The 4,941-nt window shown below is 63.1% G+C and carries 3 protein-coding genes and 2 pseudogenes; 3 read left to right on the top strand and 2 right to left on the bottom strand.

Annotated elements, in window-relative coordinates; translation table 11 throughout:
• Positions 1 to 1,073: 1,073 nt before the first annotated feature.
• Positions 1,074 to 1,256 (top strand): annotated as a pseudogene (locus ABT070_RS45995) (transposase); the annotation flags it as partial.
• Between the two features lie 118 nt (positions 1,257 to 1,374).
• A complete protein-coding gene (locus ABT070_RS45990; protein WP_351769320.1) occupies positions 1,375 to 1,812 on the top strand; it encodes a hypothetical protein in 438 nt (145 codons plus the stop codon).
• 195 nt (positions 1,813 to 2,007) lie between these two features.
• Here the strand turns inward: ABT070_RS45990 and ABT070_RS45985 are convergent.
• Positions 2,008 to 2,526 (bottom strand): annotated as a pseudogene (locus ABT070_RS45985) (transposase); the annotation flags it as partial.
• A gap of 634 nt (positions 2,527 to 3,160) precedes the next feature.
• Positions 3,161 to 4,411, bottom strand: a complete 1,251-nt coding sequence (locus ABT070_RS45980; protein ID WP_451103166.1) for an IS701 family transposase — start codon at positions 4,409 to 4,411, stop codon at positions 3,161 to 3,163.
• A 92-nt stretch (positions 4,412 to 4,503) separates the two neighbouring features.
• Between ABT070_RS45980 and ABT070_RS45975 the strand changes: the two genes are divergently transcribed.
• Positions 4,504 to 4,941 (top strand): transposase (locus ABT070_RS45975; protein ID WP_351769322.1); only part of this gene is annotated, 438 nt, incomplete at its 3' end.

Raw genomic sequence — 4,941 nt, 5'->3', positions numbered from 1 at the left:
TCCCAGAGTTCGTCAGGAACCAGCCGCTGCGACAGATCAGCACCCACAACCACTCATGATGCCGCACGGGCCATGCACCACGTGAGACATCCTCTAAAGTGGCCACGCTGAAAACGCTCACAGAGCGAGTTGATCACAAGCCCTTGCGATACGCGTCTACCACATCGACGAGCCGGAACCATGAAACCATTACCTCGATTCTCGGTGCGTCTTTGTTATCGCTGCTGAGGGCTCTTGTGCGGCATCGGCTGCGAATTGAAACGATTGATCTGCTGTTGATCGTAAGCGCTCCGTGGCGCAGCTCGTTTTGGCTGGGAAGCCGCAGGTACGGGCTGCCGCTGAGCAGCTTGCGCAACTAGGTTTTGATGAAATTGCTGAGGCGTAAGAGTAATCCCCCTATCTTGTGCCTTCTGTACGGCCGCTCGATAGTCACTGAGAAGCATCTGCTGTTGCGCCGTGTTGTGTTGGACGCCCCTCCGTTCCAGTCCTATAAGCATCTCGGCGAATTCATCCGGGTTCATATTTTCTTCTCTCCAAGGTAGGTTACATGCCTCATCAAGTAGAACGAGGTGAGGCGCTCCTCGGTTCAATCATTGCTTTATGAAATCTGCTTCCACAGGATTAAGACGGCGGGCGGAGCCGCATACGCCGAGCGTCCAGGATCGCTGGGGTGTCGGCTCCAGGCGCGGCGGGAGTCCGTCGACTCCACGGTGGTCGGAGTCGGACGGTCTCGTAGTCAACCGACGACGTCCTGGCCGACAAGGTTCGCGCATCCCTGGAATTCTCTCGCTCAGGCAAGGCCATTCAGAACTCACTATGCGCCGTTCACCGAGTGACATCAGCAGTCAGCGGATCTCGTGCAGGCAAACGTAACATTTTGCTCACCTCGTCATTTAGCCTGAAATGGCGGGTTCCAGTGGCCTGTACGTGCCAGACCCCGTGATCGCTAACCTCGCGCTTTCACGAGGCGGGCTGTCCGGCAGGCGGTCAGGAAAGCAGAAAGAGCCTCTGACCAGCAAGGATAATGATTGTCTAAGGTCCTTGTTCCCGCTGAAGTCAGAGGCACCTTCCAGGTGAAGCACCCTATCGGGTCCTATCCCCGTGTCCGCGTTCAGGATGCCGGCCGTCAGGTCGTCACCCAGGCCGGGTCGGTCCTGCTCGTCGAAACAGTCCGCAGGATTGGCCTTGACCGGGCCATATCCGCAGCTCTGGCTCCATGGCGGAAGCCGCGGGCCGTCCACGATCCCGGCAAGATGCCGGTAACGTTCGGTTGATGTCACCGCGACACCTCAAATCTTGAACCAAACCTGAACCAGAAACCTTCTCCCCACGTAGTTACTGTTGAAGCTGCCATTCACATGGCATCCACCTTCAATGAACTCCGCAGGCATCGCGGAAAGGAAGCGTAAATTGCGCAAACGATTCATGAGGTTCGCGTCCGCTGTCGCAGTTACCGCGGGTATTACCGCGGCCACCATCCTTGGGGGCGCCGGGAATGCTTCTGCAGCCATAGATGGATCCTTCGGCCCTAAGGGGTCGGTCAAGCTGTGCAACAACACGAAGTTCTCGATGTGGCTGTCTTGGAATAACGACAAGAACACCTCCGCCCGCGCTACTCCCGGCAACTGTATGCTCGCGCAACTGAATGCCGATATGGACCTTGAGGTGCAAGCGGTCGACACACAGTTTGGCCTTATGCATATCTGCCGCACCACGCATATCGATCCTTACAAAGCCTTCGTCTACGTGGTTTCTGGGTCGCGTGCGCTCACGACTCAGTGTGCAATCCGCAGTAAATCTTTCGGCGGGTAATAGATCCGCGAATAGTTTACCCGCAGTGAAATTCGTTACTCATTTTACTTGCGCCAAAGCCTGTCCCGTAATTATAGCCTCGAGGTTTCGTAACGGGCTGCAGACGGAGTCGGTGGCTCGATTTCATGTCGAGGACTGAGGTGGGGCAGGTTGAGGACCCGGGTATCCCCTCGGAGGGATGGGGGAGTCCGCTGGTCATCCGGGGTCCGGCAGGACGGTGAGCCGGTCGAGGGCGGCGGTGACGCGGCTGGTCCAGGCCCAGTGCCGGACCGGCGGCGGATCCGCCAACGGCCGGTAGTGACGAGTTGTCCGGCCGCGCTGAACAGCCGGAGCCGCATGCGGCGGGGTTCCCGGAGACGGGCCGTGCCGGTCAGGGCGGGTATCGGGATCCAGGCCAGCATCTTGAGAGCGATCTGCACGATCTACAGCCGGATCCGGTTCTGGGCGGTGCGGTGCAGAGGAAGATTTCGCAGGCCGGCGGCCCGGATGTGGCCCTCGCCTGTAGCCGGTGACGGAGCTCGAGTTCGGCGATCGGCCGGCCAGAGGTGTTGGCGGCGAAACAGGTCAGGCGCATGCCGTCCGCATCCGTGAGCCGCAAACTGTGCCCCGAGGCGGTCTTTCCTTGCGGACGATCAACCGCATGCCCTTTGGGCCACCGTCCAGGACGTCTCCGGCGAGTTTGGCTACCCAGGCGCCATCGCGGATCTCGCCGTCGCGGTGTGGGTGAACACCCTGCCCCGGCTCCAGCGGGGCGAGCCCTGGTACGAGATCGGCGTCGACGACCCGGATCGGCGCCGCCGGCGCTACGCCGAACCCGCTGGCCGCTGACACAAAGTCGGGCAGCGTGGGGCGGGCACTGCCGGCCCCAACGGCCCAACCCTGACCGGACAAATCCAGGGTCTCGTGCGTCCAACATCCGGGGTCAAGGCCCGACGTCTGTTTCTTGACGGCGTGTCTTGACCCCAGCAGATCGCGGTGATGGGGCCAGTCGGGACCGGTAGCGTGGCCTGTCGGAGCCCACTTGACCATGATGAGAGTCGGAGCTTCCCCGTCAAGGCCGGTGCACCTGCACTCATCCGTGCAGGCTCCGGATGCCTATCCGGCTTTAAGAACCAGCATCCCGCTTTTACGTCGGCCGAGTCCTCGCCACCGGCCAGTCCTACACCCGCCCCACCCACCGCAAGGCCGGCACCGAACCCTGACGAGATGGTCAAGACAAGCCCCAGAACATGCTCGCCTGCGTTTGTACAAACTTAGTACTCCAGCAGCGGTTCGTGTCCTGAGCTGCGTTTTCGGTAGTGGCAGCGGCGGGCGACGGCTTGGCGGTGCCTTCTCCAAGCCGACCATTTCAGTGCATGGGCAACGGGATCGCGGTCGCCTCGCGGGTGGGGCAGAAGAGTGTCCAGGAGCCGCCGGATCTCTGCCACGGTGAGCGGGACGAGAGCTGATCCGTTTCTGCAGCCCCCCTTGCCTCAGCGCCGGTTTGGGCGGCGAGTGCGGCCAGGACGGCGTGGGCGAGCATGGCCAGGGTGATGTGCCGATACCAGCCGATGTAACGGCGGACCTCGTACTCGTCCAGGCCGCACTCGTTCTTCGCGGCCTGGAAGCACTCCTCGATCGCCCACCGGGAGCCGGCCACCCGGGCCAGTTCGGCGATCTCGACACCCACGGGTGCGTAGGCCAGGTGGTAGGCCACGTCTTCAGGGTCGGACAGGCTGCGGCGGGCCATCACCCAGCGATGGTGGGTTGGTGGGTCGGGGTCGAAGATGATGTTGGCAGGCAGCTTGGCCCCGGCCCAGTCGTAGATCCGCGGGCCTTTCGCCCCGTCGCCGCAGGACAGCCGCTGCCAGGCGTCACCGGGTGCTTCGTCGGTGAGCTCATCGATGCGCCAGATCCCGGCCAGGGACTTGATCTGCTGGGACTTGGGCACTGCCACCACATAGGCGAGGCCGTGTTGTTCGAGCAGGCGACGGAAGTTCCAGTCCTGTCCGTAGGCCTCATCCGCGGTCACCCACGTGGCGGGCAGGCCGGCGGCCAGGCAGCGGCGGACGATGTCCCGGGCCAGTTCGCCCTTGGTCGCGAAGCCCCGCGCGTCGGGGATCTTCGCTGCCCGACACCGCTCGCGGTCGGACGTCCAGGCTTTGGGCAGGTAGAGCTCGCGGTCCACCAGGGCCCGGCCTGAACCGGTGGCGTAGGCGGCGAACACCCCGATCTGGCAGTTGTCGATCTTTCCCGATGTGCCGGTGTACTGCCGCCCGACCCCGGCCGAGGTGGTGCCCTTCTTGATGAACCCGGTGTCATCGATGATCAGCACTCCGTCCGGCCCGAGCCGTTCGCCGACGTAGGCACGGACGTCGTCAAGCAGGGCGTCCGCATCCCAGACACTGCTGTTCAGTAGCCGCTGAAAGCCGTCCGGGGTGCGGTGACCTGCCCACTCCGCGAGCTGCCAGCCGTTCTTGCGTGTCGCCCGCCCCAGCAGCCCACGGACATAGTCCCGCATTCGCCACCGCAGATCCGCCCGAGCAAACCGGCCCGCCACCCGAGCGAACATCGACTCCAACTCAGCGGCCCAGTCAGCGACTTCAGTCATCCCCTCCATACCAGAACAACGACAACCGCCAGCTCAGGACACGAACCGCTGCTGGAGTATTAGACCGTGTCCTACATGGTCAGTTGGCCGTTGTGCTGGGCATGGGGAGTGGGTGCTGGGGATGGATCGTTCCGGACGGCTTGTGGGAGATCGCGAAGCCGCTGCTGCCGTCGGCCCGCCTGCGGCCGCAGGGTGGCGGGGCCGCGAACACCGATGATGGGGCGGTGTTCGCCGCGATCATCTACGTGCTCGTCAGCGGTTGCGCCTGGCGGGCCTTGCCGCCGTGCTTCGGAGCGTCGAAGTCGACTGTGCATCGCCGCTTCGCCATCTGGTCCCGCGCCGGAGTCTGGGGCCGGCTGCATCAGAAGGTTCTCCAGCTTCTGGACGGCCACGAGCTCATCGATCTGTCCCGCGCAGTCCTCGACTCAGCTCATGTCCGGGCTAAAAAGGTGCCTCTATGGTTTTCGTCAAGCCGTAGCGGGTGTGGGTGGTTGGTAGAAGGTGCCGTCGCGGAGCATGGCGAAGAGGACGTCGATGCG

Origin of the sequence: Streptomyces sp. NPDC002884 (genome assembly GCF_040295245.1) — a bacterium.
In the GTDB taxonomy this organism is placed as follows: domain Bacteria; phylum Actinomycetota; class Actinomycetes; order Streptomycetales; family Streptomycetaceae; genus Streptomyces.
This window is presented reverse-complemented; position numbering and strand designations above follow the sequence as displayed.

Coding starts and splice junctions, on each gene's coding strand:
- ABT070_RS45990 (WP_351769320.1), top strand. CDS start 1,375: ATGAACTCCGCAGGCATCGCGGAAAGGAAGCGTAAATTGCGCAAACGA.
- ABT070_RS45980 (WP_451103166.1), bottom strand. CDS start 4,411: ATGGAGGGGATGACTGAAGTCGCTGACTGGGCCGCTGAGTTGGAGTCG.